This window comes from Pseudomonas sp. PS01300, assembly GCF_029960155.1.
GTDB lineage: Bacteria > Pseudomonadota > Gammaproteobacteria > Pseudomonadales > Pseudomonadaceae > Aquipseudomonas > Aquipseudomonas palmensis.
On sequence record NZ_JASCPN010000052.1, the window covers coordinates 14,056 to 39,125 of the forward strand.

The 25,070-nt window shown below is 66.5% G+C and carries 25 protein-coding genes; 12 read left to right on the forward strand and 13 right to left on the reverse strand.

Translation table 11 applies throughout. From position 1 onward, the window contains the following. The first annotated feature begins 12 nt into the window (after nucleotides 1-12). The 5 genes from QMX96_RS20675 (at nucleotide 13) to QMX96_RS20695 (ending at nucleotide 5,067) form a co-directional block, all read left to right on the forward strand. Entirely contained in the window at nucleotides 13-1,515 is a 1,503-nt protein-coding gene (locus QMX96_RS20675) for an APC family permease (RefSeq protein WP_282362315.1), read from the forward strand. Then, the gene (locus QMX96_RS20680) at nucleotides 1,475-2,065 is read left to right on the forward strand and encodes a DUF3156 family protein (protein ID WP_282362316.1); all 591 of its coding nucleotides are present in this window, start codon (nucleotides 1,475-1,477) and stop codon (nucleotides 2,063-2,065) included. Before QMX96_RS20675 ends, QMX96_RS20680 begins: the two co-directional genes overlap by 41 nt. A 117-nt stretch (nucleotides 2,066-2,182) precedes the next feature. Further along, nucleotides 2,183-3,136, forward strand: coding sequence for a transcriptional regulator FeaR (gene feaR / locus QMX96_RS20685; protein WP_058540261.1), 954 nt, complete (start codon nucleotides 2,183-2,185; stop codon nucleotides 3,134-3,136). A 118-nt stretch (nucleotides 3,137-3,254) separates the two neighbouring features. Continuing rightward, nucleotides 3,255-4,469 carry a multidrug effflux MFS transporter gene (locus QMX96_RS20690; RefSeq protein WP_058540260.1) on the forward strand — a complete coding sequence of 405 codons (1,215 nt, stop codon included), beginning with the start codon at nucleotides 3,255-3,257 and terminating at the stop codon, nucleotides 4,467-4,469. A gap of 16 nt (nucleotides 4,470-4,485) precedes the next feature. Further along, entirely contained in the window at nucleotides 4,486-5,067 is a 582-nt protein-coding gene (locus QMX96_RS20695) for a TetR/AcrR family transcriptional regulator (RefSeq protein WP_088515091.1), read from the forward strand. An 86-nt stretch (nucleotides 5,068-5,153) separates the two neighbouring features. On the opposite strand, the gene QMX96_RS20700 is transcribed toward QMX96_RS20695, so the two are convergent. Further along, complete coding sequence (locus QMX96_RS20700; protein ID WP_100632703.1) at nucleotides 5,154-5,519, reverse strand: cupin domain-containing protein; 366 nt, start codon at nucleotides 5,517-5,519, stop codon at nucleotides 5,154-5,156. A gap of 35 nt (nucleotides 5,520-5,554) precedes the next feature. Beyond that, nucleotides 5,555-6,853 carry an FAD-binding oxidoreductase gene (locus QMX96_RS20705; protein ID WP_043860067.1) on the reverse strand — a complete coding sequence of 433 codons (1,299 nt, stop codon included), beginning with the start codon at nucleotides 6,851-6,853 and terminating at the stop codon, nucleotides 5,555-5,557. A gap of 179 nt (nucleotides 6,854-7,032) precedes the next feature. Between QMX96_RS20705 and hpaR the strand changes: the two genes are divergently transcribed. Then, nucleotides 7,033-7,455, forward strand: coding sequence for a homoprotocatechuate degradation operon regulator HpaR (hpaR, locus tag QMX96_RS20710; protein ID WP_043860068.1), 423 nt, complete (start codon nucleotides 7,033-7,035; stop codon nucleotides 7,453-7,455). Nucleotides 7,456-7,536: 81 nt separating this feature from the next. Here hpaR and hpaI read toward each other — a convergent pair whose 3' ends face one another. The 8 genes from hpaI to QMX96_RS20750 all read right to left on the reverse strand — a co-directional run bounded on the left by hpaI (nucleotide 7,537) and on the right by QMX96_RS20750 (nucleotide 14,832). After that, nucleotides 7,537-8,340, reverse strand: coding sequence for a 4-hydroxy-2-oxoheptanedioate aldolase (gene hpaI, locus QMX96_RS20715; protein WP_088515088.1), 804 nt, complete (start codon nucleotides 8,338-8,340; stop codon nucleotides 7,537-7,539). Nucleotides 8,341-8,355: 15 nt separating this feature from the next. Next, the gene (gene hpaH / locus QMX96_RS20720) at nucleotides 8,356-9,159 is read right to left on the reverse strand and encodes a 2-oxo-hept-4-ene-1,7-dioate hydratase (protein WP_282362318.1); all 804 of its coding nucleotides are present in this window, start codon (nucleotides 9,157-9,159) and stop codon (nucleotides 8,356-8,358) included. 12 nt (nucleotides 9,160-9,171) lie between these two features. Next, nucleotides 9,172-10,476 (reverse strand): MFS transporter, encoded by a 1,305-nt coding sequence (locus QMX96_RS20725; protein WP_043860071.1) that lies wholly within the window; start codon nucleotides 10,474-10,476, stop codon nucleotides 9,172-9,174. A gap of 50 nt (nucleotides 10,477-10,526) precedes the next feature. Next, nucleotides 10,527-10,922, reverse strand: coding sequence for a 5-carboxymethyl-2-hydroxymuconate Delta-isomerase (locus tag QMX96_RS20730; RefSeq protein WP_043860072.1), 396 nt, complete (start codon nucleotides 10,920-10,922; stop codon nucleotides 10,527-10,529). 19 nt (nucleotides 10,923-10,941) lie between these two features. Then, nucleotides 10,942-11,799, reverse strand: coding sequence for a 3,4-dihydroxyphenylacetate 2,3-dioxygenase (hpaD, locus tag QMX96_RS20735; protein WP_043860073.1), 858 nt, complete (start codon nucleotides 11,797-11,799; stop codon nucleotides 10,942-10,944). Between the two features lie 122 nt (nucleotides 11,800-11,921). Beyond that, nucleotides 11,922-13,382 (reverse strand): 5-carboxymethyl-2-hydroxymuconate semialdehyde dehydrogenase, encoded by a 1,461-nt coding sequence (gene hpaE / locus QMX96_RS20740; protein ID WP_043860079.1) that lies wholly within the window; start codon nucleotides 13,380-13,382, stop codon nucleotides 11,922-11,924. 5 nt (nucleotides 13,383-13,387) lie between these two features. Further along, nucleotides 13,388-14,161, reverse strand: a complete 774-nt coding sequence (locus QMX96_RS20745; RefSeq protein ID WP_282362319.1) for a fumarylacetoacetate hydrolase family protein — start codon at nucleotides 14,159-14,161, stop codon at nucleotides 13,388-13,390. Next, complete coding sequence (locus QMX96_RS20750) at nucleotides 14,161-14,832, reverse strand: fumarylacetoacetate hydrolase family protein (protein ID WP_282362320.1); 672 nt, start codon at nucleotides 14,830-14,832, stop codon at nucleotides 14,161-14,163. Before QMX96_RS20750 ends, QMX96_RS20745 begins: the two co-directional genes overlap by 1 nt. Nucleotides 14,833-14,983: 151 nt before the next feature. On the opposite strand from QMX96_RS20750, the gene hpaA reads away from it, so the two are divergent. Continuing rightward, nucleotides 14,984-15,886, forward strand: coding sequence for a 4-hydroxyphenylacetate catabolism regulatory protein HpaA (gene hpaA, locus QMX96_RS20755; protein WP_043860076.1), 903 nt, complete (start codon nucleotides 14,984-14,986; stop codon nucleotides 15,884-15,886). Between the two features lie 118 nt (nucleotides 15,887-16,004). Here hpaA and QMX96_RS20760 read toward each other — a convergent pair whose 3' ends face one another. From QMX96_RS20760 to QMX96_RS20770, 3 genes are read right to left on the reverse strand one after another with little or no spacing between them, the layout of a single operon-like run. Next, nucleotides 16,005-17,579, reverse strand: coding sequence for an ABC transporter substrate-binding protein (locus QMX96_RS20760; RefSeq protein WP_282362321.1), 1,575 nt, complete (start codon nucleotides 17,577-17,579; stop codon nucleotides 16,005-16,007). A 3-nt stretch (nucleotides 17,580-17,582) separates the two neighbouring features. Beyond that, nucleotides 17,583-18,779: an LLM class flavin-dependent oxidoreductase gene (locus QMX96_RS20765; RefSeq protein ID WP_282362322.1), complete on the reverse strand. Its 1,197-nt coding sequence runs from the start codon at nucleotides 18,777-18,779 to the stop codon at nucleotides 17,583-17,585. 15 nt (nucleotides 18,780-18,794) lie between these two features. After that, complete coding sequence (locus QMX96_RS20770; protein ID WP_282362324.1) at nucleotides 18,795-20,018, reverse strand: lipase family protein; 1,224 nt, start codon at nucleotides 20,016-20,018, stop codon at nucleotides 18,795-18,797. 300 nt (nucleotides 20,019-20,318) lie between these two features. Here QMX96_RS20770 and QMX96_RS20775 point away from each other — a divergent pair, with 300 nt between their 5' ends. From QMX96_RS20775 to QMX96_RS20795, 5 genes are all read left to right on the forward strand, one after another. Continuing rightward, entirely contained in the window at nucleotides 20,319-21,395 is a 1,077-nt protein-coding gene (locus QMX96_RS20775) for a sigma-54 dependent transcriptional regulator (protein WP_282362326.1), read from the forward strand. Nucleotides 21,396-21,579: 184 nt separating this feature from the next. After that, nucleotides 21,580-23,262: a nitrite/sulfite reductase gene (locus tag QMX96_RS20780; RefSeq protein WP_100632707.1), complete on the forward strand. Its 1,683-nt coding sequence runs from the start codon at nucleotides 21,580-21,582 to the stop codon at nucleotides 23,260-23,262. Then, complete coding sequence (locus QMX96_RS20785; RefSeq protein ID WP_282362327.1) at nucleotides 23,250-23,732, forward strand: DUF934 domain-containing protein; 483 nt, start codon at nucleotides 23,250-23,252, stop codon at nucleotides 23,730-23,732. The genes QMX96_RS20780 and QMX96_RS20785 overlap by 13 nt, the downstream gene beginning before the upstream one ends. Nucleotides 23,733-23,807: 75 nt before the next feature. After that, on the forward strand, nucleotides 23,808-24,344 hold the full coding sequence (locus tag QMX96_RS20790; protein WP_043860046.1) for an N-acetyltransferase: 537 nt from the start codon (nucleotides 23,808-23,810) through the stop codon (nucleotides 24,342-24,344). Further along, nucleotides 24,337-25,032 carry a glutathione S-transferase N-terminal domain-containing protein gene (locus QMX96_RS20795; protein ID WP_043860045.1) on the forward strand — a complete coding sequence of 232 codons (696 nt, stop codon included), beginning with the start codon at nucleotides 24,337-24,339 and terminating at the stop codon, nucleotides 25,030-25,032. Before QMX96_RS20790 ends, QMX96_RS20795 begins: the two co-directional genes overlap by 8 nt. Nucleotides 25,033-25,070 lie beyond the last annotated feature (38 nt).

Below are 25,070 nucleotides of genomic sequence, written 5' to 3' on the forward strand. Positions count from 1 at the left end.
AGGTCGCTCATCATGTCGCTCAACCACACCCTCAGCGTGCACCTGAACCGTGGCACGGTCGGGTTCCCCACCGCGCTGGCCAGCACCATCGGCCTGATCATGGCCAGCCCGGTGATCCTCACCGCCACCACCGGTTTCGGCATCGGCGGCGGTGCGTTCGCCGTGGCCATGCTGATCGCCATGCTGATGATGCTCGCCCAGTCGACCACCTTCGCCGAAGCCGCCGCCATCCTGCCCACCACCGGCTCGGTGTACGACTACATCAACTGCGGCATGGGGCGCTTCTTCGCCATCACCGGCACGCTGTCGGCCTACCTGATCGTGCACGTGTTCGCCGGCACCGCCGAAACCATCCTGGCCGGGGTGATGGCGCTGGTGAACTTCGAACACCTCAACACCCTGGCCGAATCCGCCGGTGGCTCGTGGCTGCTGGGGGTGGGCTTCGTGGTGGTGTTCGGCATCCTCAATGCGTTCGGCATCAGTGTGTTCAGCAAGGCCGAGATCATCCTCACCTTCGGCATGTGGACCACGCTGATGGTGTTCGGCGTGCTCGGCCTGATCGCCGCCCCGGCGGTGCAACTGGACGGCTGGTTCGGCGCGTCGCTGGTGGGCACCGACCTGATCACCGTGCTGTCGCTGGTGGGCATGGCGATGTTCATGTTCGTCGGCTGCGAGTTCGTCACCCCGCTGGCACCCGACCTGCGCCAGTCGGCGCGCACCCTGCCCAGGGCCATGGCGCTGGGGCTGTTGGGCGTGGCCTCGTGCATGTTCATCTATGGCGCGGCGATGAAGCGCCAGGTCGACAACGTGCTGCTTGACGCCGCCAGCGGCACGCACCTGCTGGACACGCCCATGGCCATTCCGCATTTTGCCCAACAGGTGATGGGCGATATCGGCCCGTTGTGGCTGGGCATCGGCTTTCTGTTCGCCGGCGCCGCCACCATCAACACCCTGATGGCCGGGGTGCCGCGCATCCTCTACGGCATGGCGGTGGATGGCGCGTTGCCCCGGGTTTTCACCTACCTGCACCCACGCTTCAAGACGCCCATCGTGTGCATTCTGGTGGCGATGCTGATCCCGTGCCTGCACGCCTGGTGGCTGGGCGGCAACACCGACACCATCCTGCACCTGGTACTGGCGGCGGTGTGTGCCTGGAGCACCGCCTACCTGCTGGTGACACTGTCGGTGGTGATCCTGCGCATTCGCCGGCCCGACCTGCCACGGGCCTACCGCTCGCCGCTGTTCCCGCTGCCGCAATTGCTGTCGAGCGTCGGCATCGGCCTGGGCATGTGGTTCATCACCCCGCCGGGCATGAACCCGGCCCAGGTGTACGTGCCATTCGCCTGGATGCTCGGCGCCACGGCGGTGTACGCGCTGTTCTGGACCCTGGTGGTGCAGAAGGTCAACCCGTTCAAGCCGGCCTCGGTCGAAGAGGTGCTGGCGCGCGAATTTGCCCACCAACCGGGAGTCGAGCATGGCGCATACCCTGCCCACACTGTGGCAAAGTCTGTTTGACCGCGCGCCCTCGGGCTACCGCCCCGGGGTGACGCTGGCGCACCTGCAGCGCAACCTCGGCCTGGCCGGTTGCGAGGTGCTGGGGCCGGGCAGTGCACGCTACGCCCTGGCCGATGGCAGCCTGGCGTTCGAGGTGCGTGAGCGCACCGAGTCGCAGTTGCTGATGCACCTGGTGCTGTGCGAGTTCCGCCTGCAGGTGCCCGGCCCGCAACAGGGCACGGCGCGGCTGGCGTTGCAGCATACCGGTGCACTGCGGCGCAGCGGCCTGCGCTGGCGCCGGCTGCGTGGCGAGCAGTCCTGGCAGGCGCGGCTGGAACAGGCCCTGGCCCACGACCCGGCCCTGCAACAGGCGCTGATGCCGCTGGATTTCAAGCGCCTGCACCTGGACCTGGCAGGCGGCTGCTGGACCCTGACCCTGGAGCACATGGGCGGCAGCGAGGTGGTCAACCGCATGCCGGCGTTTCGTCGCTACATCAGCCTGAACCCCGCGCAGCTTGACCTGCTGCTGGCCGCATTGAAAGGTCTGGCGCGGATTGTCGAAGGCCTCTGAACCCGCAGACTGGCACCAAAACTGCTTCCACCCTGGCGACGACGAACGTGTTGCGTGCATATAGCTAACATGTTAACTATTGCCCAACAAAAACAAGATGCCATCGTGGAGGTACCCATGAGTACTCATCAGCTCGCCGGCACTGCGCTGGACCGCTGGAATGCCGACATGCAGCACATTTGCGGGCATTTCGAGACCGAACTTGCGTTCAATCGCTCGCTGTTCATCGGCGAGATTTCCACCTGGTCACGCGGTGGCCTGGCCTTGGCCAACCTGCGCACCAACGCCGGGCTGATCCGCCGCGACGGCATCAAGCCCGACCGCGACAACGACCAGCACTGCTTTCTGGTCAGCCAGCGCACCGGTTTCTCCCAGGTCACCCAGAACGGCGTCAGTGTGCAGCTGGCACCGGGCGAGATGCTGCTGATGGACGCGGTCGGGGCCTGTGAAATCATGCCGTTCGGCCTGATCGAACACGCCTCGCTGTCGCTCTCGCGCGAGGCGGTGTGCCGGCAGCTGGGGGGCGATGCGCGTACCTTCGGCAAGATCTCCCAGACCAAGGCCTGCGGGCGCATGCTGCATGTGCTGATGGATCAGCTGTGCAAGGAAAGCGCTCCGGGGGAGGGCGAGCTGGCCGAGGGCCAGGCCCTGCACAGTGCATTTCTGTCGCTGCTGGGGTCGGCCCTGGAGGGCGGCGATGACCAGGTGCAGCCGGGCGCGGCGCTGCACGGCGCCAACCTGCGCAGCTATGTGCAGAAGGTGATCGACGAGTCCCTGGGCCAGCCCGGCCTGTCGCCGGTGAACCTGGCCAACCGCCTGAACATTTCGGTGCGCCACCTCTACCGCCTGTTCGAAGAGCAGGGCGACAGCGTGTGCCGCTACATCCAGCGCACGCGCCTGCAACGAAGCGCCGACGACCTGGCCAACCCGATCCTCAAGACCGAGTCGATCACCACCATCGCCTACAAATGGGGCTTCACCGATTCGGCGCACTTCAGCCGCTCGTTCAAGAAACAGTTCGAACGCTCGCCCAAGGACTACCGCTCCCATAGCCTGGCCGGCCCGGCCTGATAAACCACTGGCTTGACCCTGCGGGGCACAGTGTATAGGCTCGCATGTTCTGGCTACCTACCGGTCGGTAGGTTGGCATTCGGCAGCCAGACCTGTGACCTTTTTGTGGATTCGAGCTATGCACACCCCGCAGTCCCCCCACGTGAAATTTGCCGTGTCCCTGGCGCTGATCGGCGCCCTGGGGCCGTCGGCCATCGACATGTACCTGGCCAGCATGCCGAGCATCGCCGCCGAGTACGGCGCGACCTATGCCGGGGTGCAACTGACGCTGACGGTGTTTCTGCTGGCCATGGGCGCCGGTCAATTGCTGTTCGGCCCGCTGGTCGACACCCTGGGCCGGCGCCGGCCGCTGCTGGCCGGGCTGCTGGTGTTCGTGCTCAGTTCGCTGGCCGCGGCCCAGGCGCCCAGCCTCGAAACCCTGCTGGCGGCGCGCTTTGTCCAGGGCCTGGGCAGTGCGCTGACCCTGGTGGTGATCATGAGCATGGTCCGCGATGTGGCCGAAGGGGCGCGCGCCGCGCAAATCTTCGCCCTGCTGATGACCGTCGAGGGCCTGGCGCCGGTGCTCGCACCGGCGCTGGGCGGTTTTGTGGGGGCGCACCTTGGCTGGCGCGCGATCATGCTCACCCTGGCCGGGCTCGGCGTGCTGGTGCTGTTGAACTCGGCCTGGGTGCTCAAGGAAACCCTGGCCGCCGACAAGCGCCAGCCCTGGCAGCCGCGGGACATCCTGCGCACCTACCTGCGCATCGGCAGCGATGGCCAGTTCCTGCGCCCGGCGCTGGCGCTGGCGGCGGTGTTCTTCTTTCTGTTTGCCTACATCGGCGGTGCGGCGTTCGTCTACCAGACCCACTTCGGCCTGTCGGTGCAAGCCTTCGGCACGCTGTTCGGCGCCACCGGGGTGGCAATTCTGCTCGGCGCCATCGCGGCGGGTCGGCTGGTGGCGCGCAAGGGCCTGCTGCGCCTGGCCAAGGCCGGTGCGGGGTGCCTGCTGATCGGTTCCCTGGTGGTGCTGGCAGGGGCCCTGAGCGCGGCGGGGCTGGCCGGCATCGTTGCCGGCATGGCGCTGGCGATGTTCGGCCTGGGCATTCTCGAGGCCACGCTGATGTCGCTGGTGATGTCTTCGCAAAGCCGCGCGCTGGGCTCCACGGCGGCCTTGCTGGGCGCCTTCCAGTTGATCATTTCGTCGTTCGCCACGCCGTTGTCGGGCATCATGGCGCCTTTGGGCGCGGCGCACTGGGCGTCGCTGCTGGTGATTTCGGGTGTTGTCGTGGCGCTGCTGGTGCGCGCCTGCACCCGGCACGCGCCGGTCGAGGCGAGCAGCCTGGCCGGGCATTGATACGGGAGAACCCTGCATGAGAACCCTCACGCCTTCGGCGCAGAAGGTCTGCGCGATCGCGGTCGAGCAGTTTGCCGAACATGGCTACGATGCCGCCTCGCTCAACGACATCGCGGCGGCGGCCGGCATGCGCAAGCCGTCGCTGTATGCGCACTTCAGCAGCAAGGACGACCTGTTCGAGGCAGTGTTCGAGCGTGCGGTGGAGGCCGAGCGGCTGTATGTGGAGCAGTGCTTTGCGCAGTGCGACGACGCATTGCCGGGGGCCGGCTATGCCCACTGCCTGGGTGAGCGCTATCAGCAGTCGGCGCACCTGCGGTTTCTGCTGCGTACCGCGTTCTTTCCGCCGGCGGCGCTGCGGCCGATCATCTCGGCAGGCTTCGAGGGGTACCTGGCGCGGCTGGGCGAGGTGTTCGAGCAGGCGCTGGGCACGTGCCTGCCGCAGGTGCCGGTGGCGCGGCGGGGGGTGTATGTGGACGCGTACCTGGGGGTGGTGGACAGCCTGAATGTAGAGCTGATCTATGCCGGGCCGCAGGCGTACGCGCGGCGGTTGCGGGCGATGTGGGTGGTGTTCGGGGATGCTTTGAACGCAGCCGGATAAATCGTGGTGCCCTCATCGCGGGTCAAGCCCGCTCCCACAGGATCACAACAACCTGTGGGAGAGGGCTTGACCCGCGATGAGGCCCGTCAGGCCACCGCCAGGTAATGCTTCACGAAGCTCTCGCTCAGCACCTCCCACAGCACCGGCGTGCCCTTGGTCACGAACCAGCTGTCGCCCACCTTGTACAGCGTGCTCTGCCCGGTGCTTTCATCGGTCAGGCGCACTTGGCCGGTCATCACCGTGGCCTGCTCGTTGAACGGATAGACCATGCGGAACCTGCCCTGGGTGGTACCGAAGTAGGCGCTGCTGAGCGCGTCGGTCGGCGCGCCGAAGGTCATCTTGCCGAAGGCACGCACCTCGCCTTCGAGAATCTCCGAGCCCAGGTCGGCAACGGTGCCCCAGGCGTCGAGTTCGCCGAGCTGGATGTTGTGCTTGAGTGCAGTCAGGGTCATGGCAGTGTTCCTTGAACAGTGGAAAAAAAGGGGGGTCAGCGCCGGCCATTCCAGTACCCCGACAGCTGGTGCCAGGATTTGCCGGCCGTGAGCAGCAGCGGGCGGATATGGTCCTTGCCGACAATTGTCGGGCGCGGGATCGAACTGACCAGGTCATAGCGGGCCGAGCCTTCGCTCATGCCTTCGGCCAGCACCTTGCAGATGATGTGGCTGGGCGTCACGCCGAACCCGGAGTAGCCCTGCACGTAGAACGCATTGCTGCGCCCGGGCAGGGTGCCGACCTGCGGGAACAGGTTGGGGCTGCAGGCCATCGGGCCACCCCAGGCCAGGTCGATCTTCACGTCCTTCAGGTACGGGAAGATCTTCAGCATCAAAGCCCGGTTCCAGGCCTTGAGGTCGCGGGGGATATGCTCCACCAGCGGCGTCGCGGCGCCGAACAGCAGACGGTTCTCGTTGGTCACGCGGTAGTAGTCGATCACCGGGCGGATGTCGCTGTAGGCGCCGCGAATCGGGCTGATGCGCCGGATCAGCTCCTCTGGCAGCGGCTCGGTCATCATCTGGAAGGCGTAGGTGTTGATGGTGGAGCGGTGCAGTTCGGGTTCAAGCCTGTTCAGAAAGCTGTCGCAGGCCCACAGCAGCTTGCTGGCGCGTACCGAGCCGCGGCCGGTGCGCACGGTGATGCGCTCGCCGTACTGCACCTGCAGCGCCGGGCTGTTCTCGAAGATGCGCACGCCATGCCCGGCCACGGCCTTGGCCTCGCCCAGCAGCAGGTTGAGCGAGTGCACATGCCCGCCGCCCATGTGCAGCAGGGCGCTGCCGTAGGCGTTGGAGCCGATGATCTGGCTGACCTCGCTGCCGCCCAGAAAGCGGATCTCGTGCTGGGAATTCACCGACTTGAAGTCTTTCTCCCAGGCGCGCAGGGTTTTCTCCTGGCGGGCATTGAAGCCCATGTAGCCATAGCCGTGGCAGAAGTCGGCATCGATGGCGTACCGGGCGATGCGCTGCTTGATGATGTCGGCGCCCAGGTCGCTGATCTCGAAGATCTGGCGCAGGCCATCTTCGCCCACGGCTGATTTGATCTTTTCAAGGTCGTGGCCGATGCCGGCCATGATCTGCCCGCCGTTGCGCCCGGTGCCGCCAAAGCCCAGGTAGCGGGCCTCGAGCACGACGATGTTGGTGATGCCCTTTTCGGCCAGCTCCAGCGCCGTGTTGATGCCGGAAAACCCGCCGCCGATGATGACCACGTCCGCGTCTTCATCGTGTTCCAGGGTCGGGAAGCTCAGGTTGTATTTCTTGGTTGCCGTGTAGTAGGTCGGCGTTTCGATCGTGATCATGGCGCAGCCTGAAAAGTGGAGGAGCTTTCGAGGCCTATTAGGGGGCTTGGCGGGGTGGCGTGTCTTGATCCTGCGTGCCGCGTGCCTTGACCGCGGGTGCCAGCGCTGCGCAGGCGGGTAGGTGGCCGCCGGCTTCTTTGTTAAAGTGTTAACAAATAACCTGATGACCGTAGCCTTCCATGTCCAAACCTCGTGTTTCGCTGACTCTTACCTTGTTGCAAGCCCGCGAGGCGGCAATGAGTTTCTTCCGCCCCTCGCTCAACCAGCATGGCCTGACCGAGCAGCAGTGGCGGGTCATTCGTATCCTCAGCCAGCAGGGCGAGCTGGAGATCTACCGGCTGGCCGAACAGGCGTGCATCCTCAAGCCGAGCATGACCGGTGTGCTGGTGCGCATGGAGGCGGCGGGGCTGGTATGCCGGCGCAAGGCCGAGCAGGACCAGCGGCGGGTGCTGGTCAAGCTGGCGGACAAGGGCGTGGCGTGTTTCGACTCCATGAGCCAGAGCATGGAGGCCAACTACCAGCAGCTGCAGGACCAGTTCGGTGAACAGAAGCTGCAGCAGTTGCTGGGGTTGCTGGAAGAACTGAAGCAAGTACGGCGCTAACTCATTCGCCGGCAAGGCCGGCTCCTGCAGACACCGCAGCCTGTGTAGGAGCCGGCCTTGCCGGCGAAGAGGCCCGTCAGATCAATACACCCCGCCAGCCTTGTCGACAGGTGCCGCCTCACCCTTGAACTTGCCCACCAACCCCTGCAACCCGCGCATCAGCACCGTGGTATCCACCCCCACCGCCACGAACGCCGCGCCCAGTTCGATGTAGCGGCGCGCCAGCGCTTCATCGGCGCTGAGAATCCCGGCCGCCTTGCCCGCACGCTGAATCCGCACGATCGCGTCTTCGATTGCCGCCTGCACGTCAGGGTGCCCCGGATTGCCCCGGTGCCCCATCGACGCACTCAGGTCGGCCGGGCCGATGAACACCCCGTCCACCCCCTCCACGGCCGCAATCCGGTCCAGCTGCGCCAGCCCCTCGACGCTCTCGATCTGCACCAGCAGGCACATCTGCGCATCGGCCTGGTCCAGGTAGCCGGGGATGCTGTTCCAGCGCGACGCCCGCGCCAGTGCACTGCCCACCCCGCGCACGCCCAGCGGCGGGTAGCGCATGGCGCGCACCAGCTCGCCGGCCTGGGCCGCGCTTTCCACCATCGGCACCAGCAGCGTCTGCACGCCGATGTCCAGCACCTGCTTGATCAGCGCGGTGTCGCCGATCACCGGGCGGATGATCGCCTCGCCAGGGTAGGGCGCCACCGCCTGCAGCTGCGCGAGCATGCCGCGCAGGTCGTTGGGCGCATGCTCGCCATCGATCAGCAGCCAGTCGAAGCCGGCATTGGCCGCCAGCTCCGCGCAATATGCGCTGGCCAGCCCTAGCCACAGGCCGATCTGCGGCTCGCCACTGGCCAGGCGTTGTTTGAAACGGTTCACAGGCAGGTGCATGGCAGTCTCCGAAGGTCAGACAAAACGGCAGGCGATGGAACCGAGCATGTCGTAGTCGACATGGAAGGTATCGCCGGGGTTGGCGGCCACCGGCCGGGTGAACGAACCGCCCAGGATCACCTGGCCGGCCTCCAGCACCACGTCATACGGCGCCAGCTTGTTGGCCAGCCACGCCACGCCCTTGGCCGGGTGGTTGAGCACCGCCGCCGACACCCCGGATTCCTCGATCACGCCGTTGCGGTACAGCACCGCCGGCACCTTGCGCAGGTCGATGTCGCCCGGGCGCACCGCGCGCCCACCCATCACCACCCCGGCATTGGCGGCGTTGTCGGAGATGGTGTCGAACACCTTGCGCGTGGCGCCACTGTGCGGGTCCACCTGCTGGATGCGCGCATCGATGATCTCCAGCGCCGGGATCACCCATTCGGTGGCATCCAGTACATCGAACAGGGTCACATTGGGCCCCTTGAGGGGTTTGCCGAGGATGAACGCCAGCTCCACCTCCACCCGCGGCACGATGAAGCGTTCGAAGGGGATGTCGCTGCCTTCGTCGAAAAACATGTCGTCGAGCAGCGCGCCGAAGTCCGGCTCGGTGATGTTGGACGACACCTGCATGGCGCGCGAGGTCAGGCCGATCTTGTGCCCGACCAGCTTGCGCCCGTCCTTGATCTTCTGCGCCACCCAGGCGCGCTGGATGGCGTAGGCGTCCTCGATGCCGATGGCCGGGTGGTCGAGGGAAAACTGGCGCACCTGCTCGCGGTTGCGCTCGGCGCGGTCGAGCTGGGCGGCGGCTTGAAGGATCTGGCTAGGGTCGAGCATGTTCGGCATCTCTTACTGGGGGTTGACGATGGCAGCCCGGGTGCGCAGCACCAGCAGGCCACCCAGGGCGATGAACAGGGCCAGCACGTACAGCGCAAGGCTGGCGCTGTGGGTGGTGTCGCGCATCCAGCCGATCAGGTAGGGCGCAAGGAACGAGGCGATGCTGCCGAACGAGCTGATCAGCGCGATACCGGCCGCCTGCGTGGTGTTGGACAGAAACGCCGGCGGCAGCTGCCAGAACATCGGCAGGGCGGCGCTGGCGCCCATGCCGGCGACGATCAGGCCGCCCAGCACCATCAGCGGGTTGCCCGGGGCCAGCCCGGCCACGGCGATGCCGAGTGCCGACATCAGCAGCGGCACGCACAGGTGCCAGCGCCGCTCGCGCTGGCGGTCGGACGAGCGCCCGCAGGCGATCATGAACAGGCAGCCGGCCAGGTAAGGGATGGCGCTGAGCAGGCCCACGCGGCCGTCGCTGCCGATACCGGCGCCGTGGATCAGGGTCGGCATCCAGAAGGCCAGGGTGTTGACCGCCAGCATCACCGCGAAGTACACCGCCACCAGCAGCCATACCTGACGGTTGCGCAGGATGCCGCCGAACGAGGTGATCGACTTGCGTTGCTCTTCGCTGGCCAGTTGCTCGCGCAGGTGCTGCTTCTGGCCGGCATCCAGCCAGCTGACGTGCTCGAAGCTGTCGGGCAGGCGCTTGAGCACCACCAGGCCCAGCAGCATCACCGGGGCCCCTTCGATCAGGAACATCCACTGCCAGCCGCGCAGGCCGGCGGCGTCGTGAAACAGTTCCAGGATGCCGCCCGAAAGCGGCCCGCCGATCACCCCGGCCATCGGCACGGCAATCGCGAACAGCGCGGTGATCTGGCCACGGCGCCGGGCCGGGTACCAGCGGTTGAGGTACACCAGGATGCCGGGGAAGAACCCGGCCTCGGCCACGCCCAGCAGAAAGCGCAGCACGTAGAAGCCCGAGGCCGACTCGACCCACAGCATGCCGGTGGACAGCGCGCCCCACACGATCATCAGGGTGGCGATCCAGCGCCGCGGGCCGACCCGGTCCAGGGCCATGTTGCTGGGTACGCCGAACAGCGCGTAGGCGATGAAGAACAGGCCGGCACCGAAGCCGTACACCGTGTCGCTGAAGTGCAGGTCGCTGCTCATCTGCATCTTGGCGAAGCCGATGTTGATGCGGTCCAGGTGGGCAAACAGGTAGCAGACCAGCAGCAGCGGCATCAGCCGCCAGGTGACGGTGCCGTGGGTGGAGTCGTGCTGGGCAAGGCTGGCCGATGCGGCGGTATTGGCTGTGCTCATGATCTTGTTCTTTTTGGTCAGAGGGCCGATGGGGGAGCGCAGGGCCGGGTTCAGCCCGGCTGCTGCTGGTTCAGAAACGCGTGCACGTTGTTCTGCTTGAAGTTCAGTTGCGGGTGCAGCTCGATCATCTCGAACGACAGGGCCAGCAGGCGCTGGCTCTGCAGGTCGGCAAAGTGCTCGGTGATCACCGCGAACAGGGCCTTGGCCACCTGTTCGCGGGTGGCCAGGTCGCGCCCGTGGCCGACCTTGAGGGTCATGTGCACGAAGGCGTAGTCGTGCTGCCCGTCGGCCATGCGCCAGGTGTCCAGGCGCACCGCACGGCTGCGGATGCCGCCCAGCGGGAACACGCCCGTGGCGCCCAGGCAGTGGTGAACCTTTTCGAACAGGCCGGGCAGGTCGGCCTGGGCTTGGAGGTTGTCGGTGTACTCGGCGATGAAGTGGGGCATCCTGGGCTCCTTGGCGCGGTCAGACGGGGAAGATGGCGTTGATCTGGCCGGTGCCGGAGCTGCCGAACGGCTCGGTCAGCACCTCCACCGGCCTGTCGTAGTCGGCGCCGCCAAGCAGGCCCAGCAGCATCGCGGTGTCGTGCATGCCACCTTCGCCGTAGCAGTGGCTGGCGTAGTCGGGCAGCATCGCGCAGAACTCCCTGAAGCGGCCCTGCTTCCACAGTTCCACCACGCGCAGGTCCATCTGCTTGTCGAATTCGCGGGTCCAGTTGTGGATGTTGGCCTCGGCGTTGCGGTCGTCCGAGAAGCGGTGCGAGAGCGAGCCGGAGGCCAGCACCAGCACCTTGCGGTCGCTCTTCTCGATGGCCCGGCGCACGGCGGCGCCGAACGTGAAGCTGTCTTCCAGGCGGTGCCAGGCGCACCAGGCGGCGATGGACACCACCTTGAGTCTGTCGGCGGCGGGCACGTCCATGTGCATGTAGCGCATCGGTACCAGGGTGCCGTATTCCAGCTCCAGGCTCGGGATGTTGTGGGCCAGGGTGCGCACGTCGGCGGCATTGGCCTCCTGTGCGATCAACTCGCCCAGTGCCGGCAGGCCGGGGTACTCGAAGTCCATGTTCTTGATGAAGTGCGGCAGTTCATTGCTTGTGTAGGTGCCCTTGAAGTGCTCGCCGCAGTTGATGTGGTAGCCGCTGTTGACCAGCCAGTGCACATCGAACACCACGGCGGTGTCGGCGCCCAGTTCGCGGGCGCGGCGGCCGATCTCCTTGTGGCCGGCGATGGCGGCCTCGCGGCAACCGTGGTGCTTGCCGGGCAGTTCGGACAGGTACATCGAGGGGACGTGGCAGACTTTGGCTGCGAGGACGACTTCGCCCATGGTGGGGTACTCCTGGATCTGTTGTTCTTGTGGTGGGTCAGTGAGTTCGCCATCGCGGGTCAAGCCCGCTCCCACAAGGATCATTGCGGTCCCTGTAGGAGCGGGCTTGACCCGCGATGCGCTTAGAGGCCCCAGCGCGGAATGGCGTGGCTGCCCATCGACACGCACACGTTCTTGATCTCGGCAAACACCTCGAAGCTGTACTGGCCACCTTCGCGGCCGGTACCGGAGCCCTTCACCCCGCCGAACGGCTGGCGCAGGTCACGCACGTTCTGGCTGTTGATGAACACCATGCCGGCCTCGATGCCATGGGCCAGGCGATGCGCCTTGCCGATGTCCTGGGTCCAGATGTACGAGGCCAGCCCGTACTCGGTGTCGTTGGCCAGCTTCAGTGCCTCGGCCTCGTCCTTGAACGGGATCAGGCACACCACCGGGCCGAAGATCTCCTCCTGGGCGATGCGCATGCTGTTGCTCACGTCGGCAAACACCGTGGGCTGGATGAACTGCCCGCGCGCCAGGTGCGCCGGCAGGTTGGCCGGGCGCTCCAGGCCACCGGCCAGCAGGGTGGCGCCTTCCTCGATGCCGATGCGGATATAGCCGGTCACCTTGTCGTAGTGGGCCTGGGTGATCATCGAGCCGACCTGGGTCCTGGGGTCTTGCGGGTCGCCCACGATCAGGCGCCTGGCCCGCGCCGCGAACTCGGCCACGAACTGCGGGTACACGCTCTCTTGAATGAAGATGCGGCTGCCGGCGGTGCAGCGCTCGCCGTTGAGCGAGAAGATGGTGAACAGCGCAGCGTCCAGCGCGCGCTCGAGGTCGGCGTCCTCGAAGATCAGCACCGGCGACTTGCCGCCCAGTTCCATCGAGTACTTCTTAAGGCCCGCGGTCTGCATGATCTTCTTGCCGGTGGCGGTGCCGCCGGTGAACGAAATGGCGCGTACGTCCGGGTGACGCACCAGGGCATCGCCTGCGGTGGCGCCGTAGCCCTGGATCACGTTGAGCACGCCATTGGGGATGCCGGCCTCTACCGCCAGGCGGCCCAGTTCGTTGGCGGTCAGCGGCGACAGTTCGCTCATCTTCAGCACCGCCGTGTTGCCCAGGGCCAGGCAGGGCGCGGTCTTCCAGGTGGCGGTCATGAACGGCACGTTCCACGGCGACACCAGCGCACACACGCCGACCGGCTGGTACAGGGTGTAGTTGAGCATCTGGTCGTCGACCGGGTAGGTGTGGCCATCCATGCGCGTGCACACTTCGGCGAAGAAGTCGAAGTTGTGCGAGGCCCGCGGGATCAGCACGTTCTTGGTCTGGTGAATCGGCAGGCCGGTATCCAGGGTTTCCAGCTCGGCCAGCCGGGGCACGTTCTGCTCGATCAGCTCGCCCAGCCTGCGCATCAGCCGCGCACGCTCCCTGGCCGGGGTGCCGGCCCATTTGGGGAACGCCTCCCGGGCTGCTGCAACTGCCTGGGCAACTTCTTCGGCGCCGCCGCTGGCGACTTCGCCGATGGCCTCGCCGGTGGCCGGGTTGTAGTTGACGAAGACGTCCTTGCTTTCGACCTCACGGCCATTGATCCAGTGCTTGATCATCGGGTTCATGCCTCTTGCGGGTTCAGGGCGAAGAACTCGGCTTCGCTGACAATGCGGTTGACCAGGCGGCCGACACCTTCCACTTCCACCACCACGTCATCACCCGGCACCACGTCGGCCAGGCCTTCGGGGGTGCCGGTGGCGATCATGTCGCCCGGTTGCAGGGTCATGAAGCTGGACAGGTATTCGATCAGGTAGGGGATGTCGAAGATCATGTCGCGGGTGCTGCCCTGCTGCTTGAGCTCACCGTTGATCCAGGTGCGCAGGGTGAGGTTGGACGCATCCGGCACATCGGCCACATCGACCATCCACGGGCCCACCGGGGTGGTGGCGTCGCGGTTCTTCACCCGCAGGTTGGGGCGGTAGTAGTTCTCCAGGTAGTCGCGGATCGCGTAGTCGTTGCACACCGTGTAGCCGGCCAGGTACTGCAGCGCGTCCTCGCGCCTGACGTTGCGCGCCGGCTTGCCGATCACCGCCACCAGCTCGCACTCGTAGTGCATGTACTTGACGTTGTCCGGGCGCCAGGTGACCTGGTTGTGGCCGGTGTAGGTACCGGGCGACTTGACGAAGGCCAGCGGCTCGGTGGGTGCGGCAAAGGCCAGTTCGGCGGCGTGGTCGGCGTAGTTCAGGCCCAGCGCGAACATGCTGCCGGTGGCCGGCGGCAACCACTGCACCTCGTGCTCGGCGAGCAGGCGGCCATCGGCCAGGCGCACGTTGTTGCCATCTTCCACGGTCACGGCGTGGTCCTGGCCCTGGTAACGGATACGGGCGTGTTTCATCAGCGTTGCTCCTGTTCGGCCACGATCGGGTTGGCCAGGCGGCCCAGGCCGCTGATCCGGACCTCGACCTGATCGCCTGGCAGCACGTCCACGCGACCTTCGGGGGTGCCGGTAATCAGCACGTCGCCTGCGTGCAGGGTCATGAACTCGCTGATCTCGGCGATCAGCTGCGGGATGTTGCGCACCAGGTTGGCGGTGCTGTTGTGCTGGCGCAGTTCGCCATTGACGAACAGCTCGATGGCCAGCTGATGCGGGTCGGCCACCTGCGCGGTCGGCACCAGCTCAGGGCCGAGTACGCAGAAACCATCGCGGCACTTGGCCTTGACCGCCGGGCGGTAGTAGCTGTCTTCGGGCAGGCTGAACTCGTTGACGATGGTGTAGCCGGCCACGTGCTCCAGGGCCTGTTCGACGCTCACGCGGCTGGCGCGCTTGGCGATCACCACGCCCAGCGCCGGGCCCGGCTGCAGGCGTTCGACACCTTGCGGGTACACCACCGGGGCGCCATGGCGGTTGCGCGTATTGGGGGTCTTGATGAACAGCACCGGCTTGACCGGGGGCTTCTGGTACGGCGCCTGTTCGAATTCGGCGAGACGCTGGTTCAGCAACCCCTGGTAGTTCAGCGCAACGCCGAACAGGGTGCCGGTGGCAACGTCGTGCAGGGCACGGCTCATGCTCTTCTCCTGGCAAGGGCAGGGCGGCAAGCACCCTGCGGGACAAATCGTTAATGTGTTAACGTTATAATTAAGATGTTAACGAAAGGCAAGCGGCGCGTGTCAGGCGTTAAGCTGCCGGCAGAACAAGAACACAGCAGGAAACCCCGTCATGAACGAACGCACGCCGATTCCCAACATCAACATCGGGCAGGTCTACGACCAGCGGTACAGCGATGCCGAGGTGCACTACGACAAGCTCGGCAACCTGGCCGGCTTTTTCGGCCGCAACATGCCGGTGCACCGCCACGACCGCTACTTTCAGGTGCATTACGTCAAGAGCGGCACGGTGCGGGTGTACCTGGACGACCAGCAGTACGTGGAGTCGGGGCCGATGTTCTTCCTTACCCCGCCGACCATCCCGCACTCGTTCGTCACCGAGCCCGACGCCGATGGCCACGTGCTGACCGTGCGCCAGCAACTGGTATGGCAACTGCTCGAAGCCGACCCTGCGCTGGCGCCTGGGCCGCAGGTGGCGCCGGCGTGCGTGGCGCTGAGCGGGCTGGAGGGACGGTTTGCCGACGAAGCGCGGCGCCTGGTGCTGCTGTTCGACGAGCTGCACCGCGAGATCAATGCCGCGCAGGTGGGCCGTGGCCCGGCGCTGGACAGCCTGACCCGGCTGATCATGCTCAGCCTGCTGCGCCTGTGTGCGCGCTCGCTGCCGGCGCGCCAGACCCGGCATGAGGACCTGCAGGTGTTCCACCGCTTCAACGAGCTGATCGAGGCGCATTACCTGGAGCACTGGCCGCTGTCGCGCTATGCGCTGGGGGTAGGGGTGACCGAGGCGCGGCTCAATGACGTGTGCCGGCGTATCGCCGACCTGCCGTCCAAGCGCCTGATCCTGGAGCGCCTGATGCAGGAAGCCAAGCGCCTGCTGCTGTTCACCGGCAGTTCGGCCAACGAGATCTGTTACAGCCTGGGCTTCAAGGACCCGGCGTACTTCAGCCGGTTTTTCCTGCGCTATGCGCAGGTGACGCCGGGCGAGTACCGCCAACGGCAGGCGGGCGTGCGCTGACATGGCATTTTTCCGTTTTTGTTGTTAGGCGCGGCAAGCGCCGCTGCCGCCATGATGGCGGTAGCGGTGTAACGGAAAAATGCCTTTTACAGGGGTGCGCTTGTACTTTTCAGAGCGCTCAGGCGGCGTTGTTCAACCACAGGTTTTCAAAACGCCAGGTGCTGAACAACGTCTGCTCCGGCGCCGCGCCGCCGACCTTGCGTGAAAACGCATCGAGCAGGTTGGCGTAGCCCCAGATCAGCAGGCCGCCCTTGTCGTACTGGATCTGCTGCGCCTGGTGGACCAGTGCGGTGCGCCTGGCCAGGTCCGGCTGGGCCATGGCCTGCAGAAACAGCTGGGTGAACTGCGGGTCGTCGAAGTGGGTCTTGTTGGCCACCGCGAACGGCGCGTCGGTGTGCATGGCGCTGGCCAGGAACGGCGCGCCGATGGTGCCGCCGGTGCTCAGCAGCCACTGGTCCTGCTGCGGGCCGTTGAAGGTGGCGCTGTCGACCTGGCGCACATCGAGGGTCACGCCGATGCGCCTGGCCTGCTCGGCCAGCACCAGCGCCGAGGCCAGCGCCGGCCCGGCGGTGGTCACCAGTTCCACCTGCAGGTGTTCCTGGCCAGCCTCGCGCAGCAGTTGCGCGGCGCGCTGCGGGTCATGGGCACGCGGGGGCAGGGCGTGGTTGAAGGTAGGGTCGAACGGGGCGTACAGGTCGTTGGCCACGCGGCCCTGGCCGTTGAGGGCGCGGCGCACCAGCTCGTCGCGGTCGGCCAGCAGGCGCAGTGCCTCGCGCACCCGCGGGTCGTTGAATGGCGGCTTGCTGGTGTTCATTTCGAACGACAGCCAGTTGCCGCTGATCGACGTCACCAGGTTCAGCCGCGGGTCGCGCTCGAGCACCTGCAACTGCTCGCTGGGCATGCCGTTGGCCATGTCGATCTGCCCGGCACGCAGCGCGGCCAGGCGCGAGACCTGGTCCTTGAAGTCGATGATCTCCAGTTCATCGGCATACGGCCTGCCGGCCTTGTAGTAGTTCTCGAAGCGGCTGAACACCGAGCGCTGGCCGGGGGTGAAACTCTTGAACCGGTAGGGCCCTGCGCCGACCGGGTTGGTGACCGGGTGATAGTCCACCGGCACGATGCCGCCGAAATTCACCCAGGTTTCCGGCAGTGGCAGGAAGCTGCGGCCGTCCTTGAAACTCAGGCGCACCGTGCGGTTGTCGAGCTTGACCAGGTTGTCGCGGTCCACCCAGTGCAGCAAGGCGGCGTAGGGCGAAGCCAGCTGCGGGTCGGTGAGGCGGCGGATCGAGAAGATCAGGTCGTCGGCATCGATGGTCTTGGCGTTGTGGAATTCCAGGCCCTGGCGCAGGCGCAGGGTCCAGCTGCGCGCGTCGCTGCTGGCCTCGGCGAACTCGGCCAGGGCCAGGCGCGGCTGCATCTGCTCGTCCCATTCCCACAGTTTGCTGTACAGCGCAAAGCCGCGCACGATGCCGCTGCCGATGGGCTTGTGGGCGTCGAGGTTGCCGGTCTGGCCGCCGTCCAGGATGCCCAGGCGCAGGCGCCCGCCGTGCCGCGGCTGGGCAACCCCGGCGGCGGGGGCGGGGGCGTCATCCGGGCCGCAGCCGCTGAGCAGGCTGGTGCCCAGCAGCAGGCCGCCGCCCATGGCCAGGCCCTGGCCGATGAACTGGCGCCGGCTGTAGTGGTTGGGGTTCATGGCTCAGGCTCCTGCCGCGCGCAACTGCGCGGTGGCCTGCACGGGCAGGCTCAGCGCCTGCCGTTCACCGCGAAAGTGCGGCAGGACGTGCTCGCCCAGGCGGTAGGCTTCTTCCAGGTGCGGGTAGCCGGCCAGGAAGAACAGGTCGATGCCCAGCGCGTTGTACTCGCGAATGCGCGCCACCACGTTGGCGTAGCTGCCCACCAGCGCCAGGCCCGGCGGGATGCCGATGTGGCTGAAGCCCGACCACACGTTGGGGTAGATGAAGAAATCGTCGAAGCCACGCTCGTCGTGCTCGGGCCGGTAGTCCTCCTCGTAGCTGAGCTTGCGCGCGGTACGCAGCCCTTCGTGGGCCGCCTTGGCCTTGGCGGCCCCCCTGGCCACGCCCTCGTCGAAAAAGCGCTTGGCTTCGGCCAGCGCCAGTGCCTCGGTCTCGCGGGCGATCACGTCGATCGACAGGCCGAAGCGGATGTCGCTGCGGCCGAACGTGAGCGCACGCTGGCGGATGTCGGCGATCAGCGCGGCGATCTCGTCGGGGTGCTCGGCGCGCATCAGGTAGAAGTCGGCATGCTTTGCAGCGAACTCGCGGGCGGCAATCGACGAGCCGGCCGTGCAGATCAGCGGCAGCTCGGCCTTTTTCTGCGGCCCGCGCAGGCCGCCGCCTTCGGCCTTGTAGAAGCGCCCGTCGTAGTGGAAGTGCTCCGAGTGCCAGTAGCCCTTGACCACATCCATGAACTCGGTGGCGCGGGCGTAGCGCTCGTCGTGCTCGGCCAGGTCGCCGACCTGGCGCTGGAGGGCGTCCGAGCCGCCGTTGATGATGTTCCACACCAGCCGGTTGCCGCTGGCGCGCTGGTAGGTGGCGGCCTGCTGCACCGCCACCCACGGGGTGTAATGGTAGGGCTGGAACGCGGTGACGAACTTCAGCGTGCGGGTTTCGCGGGCCAGCAGCGAGCACACCGTCCAGGGCTCTTCGCCGGACGGCGCATTGACCATCAGCGCACCGCCGAAGCCGTTGATTTCGGCGGCCCGGGCAATCTGCCCCAGGTAGTCGATGTAGGTGAAGTGGTCACCGACCGCAAACCCCGACACCGCGCCGGTGCTGGCGCCGTCGGCATGCCAGTCGCCGCGGTTGCGCGGGTCGCCGGGCAGGAACTGGGTTTCACCGTGCAGCGGCAGGCGGGTAAAGAATTCGATGCTCATGGGCAGGCTCCTGGCTTATTGCACGCTGGAGTTGCAGATAGGGGTGACGGGCTGATCGCTGAACACCTTGCGCGCGAAGGGCAGCGAGTCCTTGAGCGAGGCATTGACCGTCTCGCTGTGGCCCAGGCCCTTGTACAGGTGGCCCTCGACCACCGAGCCGGCAGCGCACGCGTCCTTCATCAGGCTGACCTGGGTGACGGCAGCGGGGGTCTTGTCCTCGGCGCCGGTGCCGATGAAGATCGGCTGCGCAAGCTTGAGCGTCGGGTAGGAGACCTGCGCCAGCCACGGCTTGAGTTGTGCGCCGTCGTTGGCCTTGCGCGTGTTGGCCGGGGTCAGCCCGGTGCCGATCACATCGGCGGTGAGCGACGCCAGGCAGGTGGTGCGAGCCTGTTCGAACAGTGGCAGGGCCTTGTCGGTGTAGAAGTCGCGCGGGTCGATGCTCGGGTCGTATTGCTGCGCGGCCAGCAGGGTGTAGAAACCGTAGGCCAGTGACGCGTCGACCTTGTTCGGGTCCTGCTCACCCACGTTGCTGGCGCCCACGGTGTAGATCACCCCGGTACCGACGCTGCCCTTCAGGCCCAGGTCCGGGGCGTAGGTGGGGGCATAGGCGGCAGAGGCGAAGGCCCCGGCGCCGCCCTGGGACTGGCCGACCACCAGCACCTTGTTGGCCAGGCCCGGCACCCCGCTGACCACGGCGCGGGCCGCATCGAGGATGCCGTAGGCGGCCATGCGGTTGTTCAGCAGCGGGTGGCCGCCGGGCACGCCCAGGCCCTGGTAGTCGGTGGCGACGATGGCATAGCCCTCGTTCAGCCAGCGCGCCAGGTACTGCACGTCGCGGTACGAGCGGCCCGACCAGGACGGCGCGCAGATGTCGGCCACGCCGACGGTGCCATGCCCCCAGGTGACCACCGGCCAGCCGCCGGCCGGGGCCTTGCCCTGGGGAATGAACAGCGCGCCGGAGACCGCGATCGGGGTCTTGCCGTCGATGCCGTCGGTGGAGCTGTAGAGAATGCGCAACTGGCTGGCCGCGCCGGGCAGGCTGAGGGTCTGCTCCAGCGGCTCGCTGCGCAGCAACCTGCCGGGGGTGGCCGGGATCGCCTGTTCCCAGTGGTAGAACGCCGAAACGCGCCCGTCGCCCTGCAGCGGGTCGGGCGTGGGGGCGTAGGTGTCGGCGGCCATGGCGGCGCAGGAGAGGGCGAGCAGGCTCAGGCCGAAGGCCACGGAGTGCGGGAATTTCATCAGGGGCTTCCTTGGGCGAAACAATGATGCCGGGTGCAGAGCGAAAGCCGTGCCAGATGCTGAAATATTCACGCAACCTGCTGAATCAGAAGGGTTTTCCTGGTTTCATACAGACGCTGCCCAGCACCGCGCTGCTGATTTGCAAGCAACCCCCTGGGCCGGATTGCTGCTGTGGCAGCAGCGCCTCAGCAGGTGGTTTCTGATAGGTGAATTTGGAATATACAAAGATGAATTAATAATTATTTGTTCTAATTTGTTTCGTGCACTATGGGCCGGCGCTATCAATGCCAGGAATGCACCATGTCGCTGATTACCCATCCCCATGCCCGGGAACTGACCAAATCCGTTCGTGCCACCGTGCTGGTGTTCAAGGACCCTCGCTCCCAGGAACTGCTGGCCCGTATCGAGCGCCTGGCGCCGAGCGAGGCCAACACCCTGATCATCGGCGAGACCGGCACCGGCAAGGAACTGGTGGCGCGGCATATTCACCAGTTGAGCCGGCGCGGTCGCGAACCGTTCGTGGCGGTCAACTGCGGCGCCTTTGCCGAAACCCTGGTAGAGAGCGAGTTGTTCGGCCATGAAAAGGGCGCATTCACCGGGGCCACCAACAGCAAGGCGGGCTGGTTCGAGGCGGCCAATGGCGGCACGCTGTTTCTCGACGAGATCGGCGACCTGCCGTTGAACATGCAGGTCAAGCTGCTGCGTGTGCTCCAGGAACGCGAAGTGGTGCGGCTGGGGTCGCGCACGCCGATCCCGATCAACGTGCGCCTGGTGGCGGCCACCAACGTCAACCTGGCCGATGCGGTGGTGGCGGGGCACTTTCGCGAAGACCTGTTCTACCGCCTGCACGTGGCGACCATCCGCCTGCCGCCGCTGCGCGAGCGCCCCGGCGACATCCTGCCGCTGGCCGAGTTCTTTCTCGAGGAGCATTGCCAGCGCCTGGGCTACAGCCGCGCCAGCCTGAGCCTGGAGAGCGAGCGCAAGCTGCTGGGGCACAGCTGGCCAGGCAACATCCGCGAGCTGGAAAATGCCATTCACCATGCCTTGCTGGTGTGCCGCCAGCAGGTGGTGCAGCCGGCCGACCTGCACCTGGTGGACATGCGCTCGGTGGGTATCCGCCAGGAGGAGAGCGCCCAGCCGCTGCGCCTGCAGACGCCCGAGGCGCCGAGCCTGGAGGCGGCGCTGACGGCGCTGTTCGAGCAGAACGTCGAGGATTTGTACGAGCATATCGAAGAGACGGTGTTTCGCACCGCGTACCGCTATTGCCACGGCAACCAGCTGCAGACCGGGCGCCTGCTCAACATCAGCCGCAACATCGTGCGGGCGCGGCTGGAGAAGATCGGCGAGCTCAAGCGTAGCGATACTATCGGCCTGTAAGGGCCCTTCGCGGGTCCACAGGTTGTGCACCGACTTGAGGGGCCGTGAACGTTCTGTGGGAGCGGGCTTGACCCGCGATACAGGCGTCACCGGGTCAACTGATCCGCATTAATCCCCCCAACCTGAATCTGTAACCCAGTACACCTCGAAGCCATAGTAGCGGCCTCCCTGATGAGGTCCGACCATGTATCACTACGACGAATACGATCGTGCACTGGTGTTCGAGCGCGTAGCCCAGTTCCGCGACCAGGTGCAGCGCTTCACTGCCGGTGAACTGAGCGAAGAAGAATTCCTGCCACTGCGCCTGCAAAATGGCCTGTACCTGCAAAAGCATGCCTACATGCTGCGCGTGGCCATCCCCTACGGCACCCTCGGCGCCCGCCAGATGCGCACCCTGGCCAGCATCGCGCGCGACTACGACCGCGGCTACGGCCACTTCACCACGCGCCAGAACATCCAGTTCAACTGGGTCGAGCTGGCCCAGGTGCCGGATATCCTGCAGCGCCTGGCCGAGGTCGACATGCATGCGATCCAGACCTCCGGCAACTGCGTGCGCAACATCACCACCGAGGCCTTCGCCGGCGTCGCCGCCGACGAGATCATCGACCCGCGCCCGCTGGCCGAGATCCTGCGCCAGTGGTCGACCATCAACCCCGAGTTCCTGTTCCTGCCGCGCAAGTTCAAGATCGCCATCTGCTCGGCCCGCCAGGACCGCGCAGCGATCATGATGCACGACATCGGCCTGTACCTTTACCGCGACGGGCGCCAGCAGATGCGCCTGCGGGTGATGGTCGGCGGCGGCCTGGGGCGCACGCCGATCCTGGGCCTGCAGATCCGCGAGGGCCTGCCGTGGGAGCACCTGCTGTCCTACGTCGAGGCCATCCTGCGGGTGTACAACCGCCATGGCCGGCGCGACAACAAGTACAAGGCGCGCATCAAGATCCTGGTCAAGGCACTGGGCATCGAGGCCTTTGCCCGTGAAGTCGAACAGGAATGGCAACACATCAAGGACGGCCCGGCGCAGCTCACCGAAGCCGAGTTCCAGCGGGTAGCCGAAGGCTTCGCGCCGCCACGCTACGCCGCGCAGCCCGACGGCGACCTGGACTACGGCACCCACCTGGCCATGGACCGCTCCTTCGCCCGCTGGGTCTCGCGCAACGTGCAGCCGCACAAGGTGGCCGGCTATGCCAGCGTGGTGCTGTCGACCAAGCCCGGCCCGGCGGCGCCCCCCGGCGACCTCACCGCCGAGCAGATGGACAACGTGGCCGACTGGTCGGAGCACTTCGGTTTCGGTGAAATCCGCATCGCCCACGAGCAGAACCTGATCCTGCCCGATGTCCGCAAGGCCGACCTGTACCCGCTGTGGCGTCTGGCCTGCGAGCAGGGCCTGGGCACCGCCAACATCGGCCTGCTGACCGATATCATCGCCTGCCCGGGTGGCGACTTCTGCGCGCTGGCCAACGCCAAGTCGATCCCCATCGCCCAGGCCATCCAGAGCCGCTTCGACGACCTCGACTACCTGCACGACCTGGGCGAGCTGAGCCTGAACATCTCGGGCTGCATCAACGCCTGTGGCCACCACCACATCGGCAACATCGGCATCCTGGGCGTCGACAAGAACGGCAGCGAGTGGTACCAGGTGACCCTGGGCGGGGCGCAGGGCAAGGCCAGCGCACTGGGCAAGGTGATCGGCCCGTCGTTCAGCGCCGCCGAGATCCCCCGCGTGATCGAGCAGATCGTGGCCACCTACTGCGCCTACCGCGAACTCGACGAGCCCTTCGTCGACACCGTGGCGCGGGTGGGGCTGGAGCCGTTCAAGGAGCGCGTCTATGCCAGGCAGCCGGAGGTGTCCACATGCGCAATGTGATCGCGATACGCCAAGGGCAGGCGCAGCTTGTGGAGGGCGACAGCTGGAAGTTGCTGCGCGAGCAGGAGGCGCCGCTGCCGACGGGCGCGCTGATTTTGCCGCTGCACCGCTGGCTGGCGCAGCCCAGTGGTTATCACGGGCTGTGGCTGGGGCCGGATGACGATGTCGAGTCGCTGCAGCTGTGGCTGGGCGTGCTGCCGCTGATCGCCATCGACTTCCCCTCGTTTCGCGATGGCCGTGGCTACAGCCAGGCCTACCTGCTGCGCACGCGGCTGGGCTGGCAGGGCGAATTGCGTGCTGTCGGCGATGTGCTGCGCGACCAGCTGAGCCACATGCGCCAGTGCGGTTTCGACAGTTTTGCCGTGCGCGAGGACAAGTCGGCAGCCGACGCGCTCAAGGGCCTGCAGGGCATGAGCGTGCTCTACGGGCGTTCGGTGATCGAGCCCAGGCCGCTGTTTCGGCGACGTTGAGTGCGTAGGGTGCTGTCGCGTCGGTGATGGAACGGGCTACCATGCAGGTTCGCCCGTTGGACAGGATGTTGCAGCATGCTTTTCAGTACCCGTACTGCCCGGCCGGCCGATGCTGAAGCCCTCAGCGACATCGCCAGCCAGACCTTCGCCCTGGCAAGCCCCGCCGATTCATCGGCCAAGGCGCTTGCCGCCTATATCCGAGGCCATCTTCAGCCCGAACACTTCTGCCTGCACCTGATCAGCCGCGCCAAGCAATTGCGCGTGCTGGAGCATGACGGCGTGGTGGTGGGCTACACCCTGATCGACAAGGCGGCGCAGGCGCTGGGTATCGAGGCGGCCGACGGCCTGCCGGAACTGAGCCGCTGCTACGTACTGCCCGAGCACCATGGCCAGGGCGCGGCCCAGCGCCTGCTTGAGGACACCCTGGCCCAGGTGGGCGGGGCGATCCGCCTGACGGTCAACGAACACAACAGCCGGGCGATCCGCTTTTACCAACGCAATGGCTTCCGCCAGGTGGGCGAGGCCATTTTTGTCTGCGGGCCGGAACGTCACCGTGACTGGGTGATGGTGCGCGCCTGCGCCACTGCCGAACCAGAGGCTGCCGATGACTGATCTTTCTGCCTACCCAATCACCCGCAAATGGCCTGCCCGCCACCCCGAGCGCCTGCAACTGTATTCGCTGCCCACGCCCAACGGGGTGAAGGTGTCGATCATGCTCGAAGAGACGGGCCTGGCCTACGAGGCGCACAAGGTGGACTTTGCCACCGAGGATCAACTGAGCGCCGAGTTCATCTCGCTCAGTGCCAACAACAAGATCCCTGCGATCCTCGACCCGCACGGGCCGGGGGGTAAGCCGCTGGGGCTGTTCGAGTCGGGGGCGATCCTGCTGTACCTGGCCGAGAAGACCGGCCAGCTGCTTCCTGAAGACCCGGCTGCGCGCTACGAGACGATCCAGTGGCTGATGTTCCAGATGGGCGGCATCGGCCCGATGTTCGGCCAGGTGGGCTTCTTCAACAAGTTCGCCGGCAAGGCCTATGAAGATAAGCGCCCGCTGCAGCGCTACGTGGACGAGGCGCGGCGCCTGCTGGGCGTGCTGGACCGGCGCCTGCACGGGCGCGACTGGATCATGGGCGAGTACGGCATCGCGGACATCGCCACGCTGCCGTGGGTGCGCAACCTGATCGGTTTCTACGAAGCGGGGGATCTGGTGCGGATCGAAGAGTTCGTCGAGGTTCGACGCGTGCTGGAGGCGTTTCTGGCGCGGCCGGCGGTGCAGCGTGGCTTGCTGATTCCGGGTTGACCGGGTTGTGCTGCGGTCAGCGCGGGCCTGGCCCGCGC

Excerpts from the sequence above, each read along its gene's own strand:
- QMX96_RS20675 (WP_282362315.1), top strand. The coding sequence starts at position 13 with ATGTCGCTCAACCACACCCTCAGCGTGCACCTGAACCGTGGCACGGTC.
- QMX96_RS20680 (WP_282362316.1), top strand. The coding sequence starts at position 1,475 with ATGGCGCATACCCTGCCCACACTGTGGCAAAGTCTGTTTGACCGCGCG.
- feaR (WP_058540261.1), top strand. The coding sequence starts at position 2,183 with ATGAGTACTCATCAGCTCGCCGGCACTGCGCTGGACCGCTGGAATGCC.
- QMX96_RS20690 (WP_058540260.1), top strand. The coding sequence starts at position 3,255 with ATGCACACCCCGCAGTCCCCCCACGTGAAATTTGCCGTGTCCCTGGCG.
- QMX96_RS20695 (WP_088515091.1), top strand. The coding sequence starts at position 4,486 with ATGAGAACCCTCACGCCTTCGGCGCAGAAGGTCTGCGCGATCGCGGTC.
- QMX96_RS20700 (WP_100632703.1), bottom strand. The coding sequence starts at position 5,519 with ATGACCCTGACTGCACTCAAGCACAACATCCAGCTCGGCGAACTCGAC.
- QMX96_RS20705 (WP_043860067.1), bottom strand. The coding sequence starts at position 6,853 with ATGATCACGATCGAAACGCCGACCTACTACACGGCAACCAAGAAATAC.
- hpaR (WP_043860068.1), top strand. The coding sequence starts at position 7,033 with ATGTCCAAACCTCGTGTTTCGCTGACTCTTACCTTGTTGCAAGCCCGC.
- hpaI (WP_088515088.1), bottom strand. The coding sequence starts at position 8,340 with ATGCACCTGCCTGTGAACCGTTTCAAACAACGCCTGGCCAGTGGCGAG.
- hpaH (WP_282362318.1), bottom strand. The coding sequence starts at position 9,159 with ATGCTCGACCCTAGCCAGATCCTTCAAGCCGCCGCCCAGCTCGACCGC.
- QMX96_RS20725 (WP_043860071.1), bottom strand. The coding sequence starts at position 10,476 with ATGAGCACAGCCAATACCGCCGCATCGGCCAGCCTTGCCCAGCACGAC.
- QMX96_RS20730 (WP_043860072.1), bottom strand. The coding sequence starts at position 10,922 with ATGCCCCACTTCATCGCCGAGTACACCGACAACCTCCAAGCCCAGGCC.
- hpaD (WP_043860073.1), bottom strand. The coding sequence starts at position 11,799 with ATGGGCGAAGTCGTCCTCGCAGCCAAAGTCTGCCACGTCCCCTCGATG.
- hpaE (WP_043860079.1), bottom strand. The coding sequence starts at position 13,382 with ATGATCAAGCACTGGATCAATGGCCGTGAGGTCGAAAGCAAGGACGTC.
- QMX96_RS20745 (WP_282362319.1), bottom strand. The coding sequence starts at position 14,161 with ATGAAACACGCCCGTATCCGTTACCAGGGCCAGGACCACGCCGTGACC.
- QMX96_RS20750 (WP_282362320.1), bottom strand. The coding sequence starts at position 14,832 with ATGAGCCGTGCCCTGCACGACGTTGCCACCGGCACCCTGTTCGGCGTT.
- hpaA (WP_043860076.1), top strand. The coding sequence starts at position 14,984 with ATGAACGAACGCACGCCGATTCCCAACATCAACATCGGGCAGGTCTAC.
- QMX96_RS20760 (WP_282362321.1), bottom strand. The coding sequence starts at position 17,579 with ATGAACCCCAACCACTACAGCCGGCGCCAGTTCATCGGCCAGGGCCTG.
- QMX96_RS20765 (WP_282362322.1), bottom strand. The coding sequence starts at position 18,779 with ATGAGCATCGAATTCTTTACCCGCCTGCCGCTGCACGGTGAAACCCAG.
- QMX96_RS20770 (WP_282362324.1), bottom strand. The coding sequence starts at position 20,018 with ATGAAATTCCCGCACTCCGTGGCCTTCGGCCTGAGCCTGCTCGCCCTC.
- QMX96_RS20775 (WP_282362326.1), top strand. The coding sequence starts at position 20,319 with ATGTCGCTGATTACCCATCCCCATGCCCGGGAACTGACCAAATCCGTT.
- QMX96_RS20780 (WP_100632707.1), top strand. The coding sequence starts at position 21,580 with ATGTATCACTACGACGAATACGATCGTGCACTGGTGTTCGAGCGCGTA.
- QMX96_RS20785 (WP_282362327.1), top strand. The coding sequence starts at position 23,250 with ATGCGCAATGTGATCGCGATACGCCAAGGGCAGGCGCAGCTTGTGGAG.
- QMX96_RS20790 (WP_043860046.1), top strand. The coding sequence starts at position 23,808 with ATGCTTTTCAGTACCCGTACTGCCCGGCCGGCCGATGCTGAAGCCCTC.
- QMX96_RS20795 (WP_043860045.1), top strand. The coding sequence starts at position 24,337 with ATGACTGATCTTTCTGCCTACCCAATCACCCGCAAATGGCCTGCCCGC.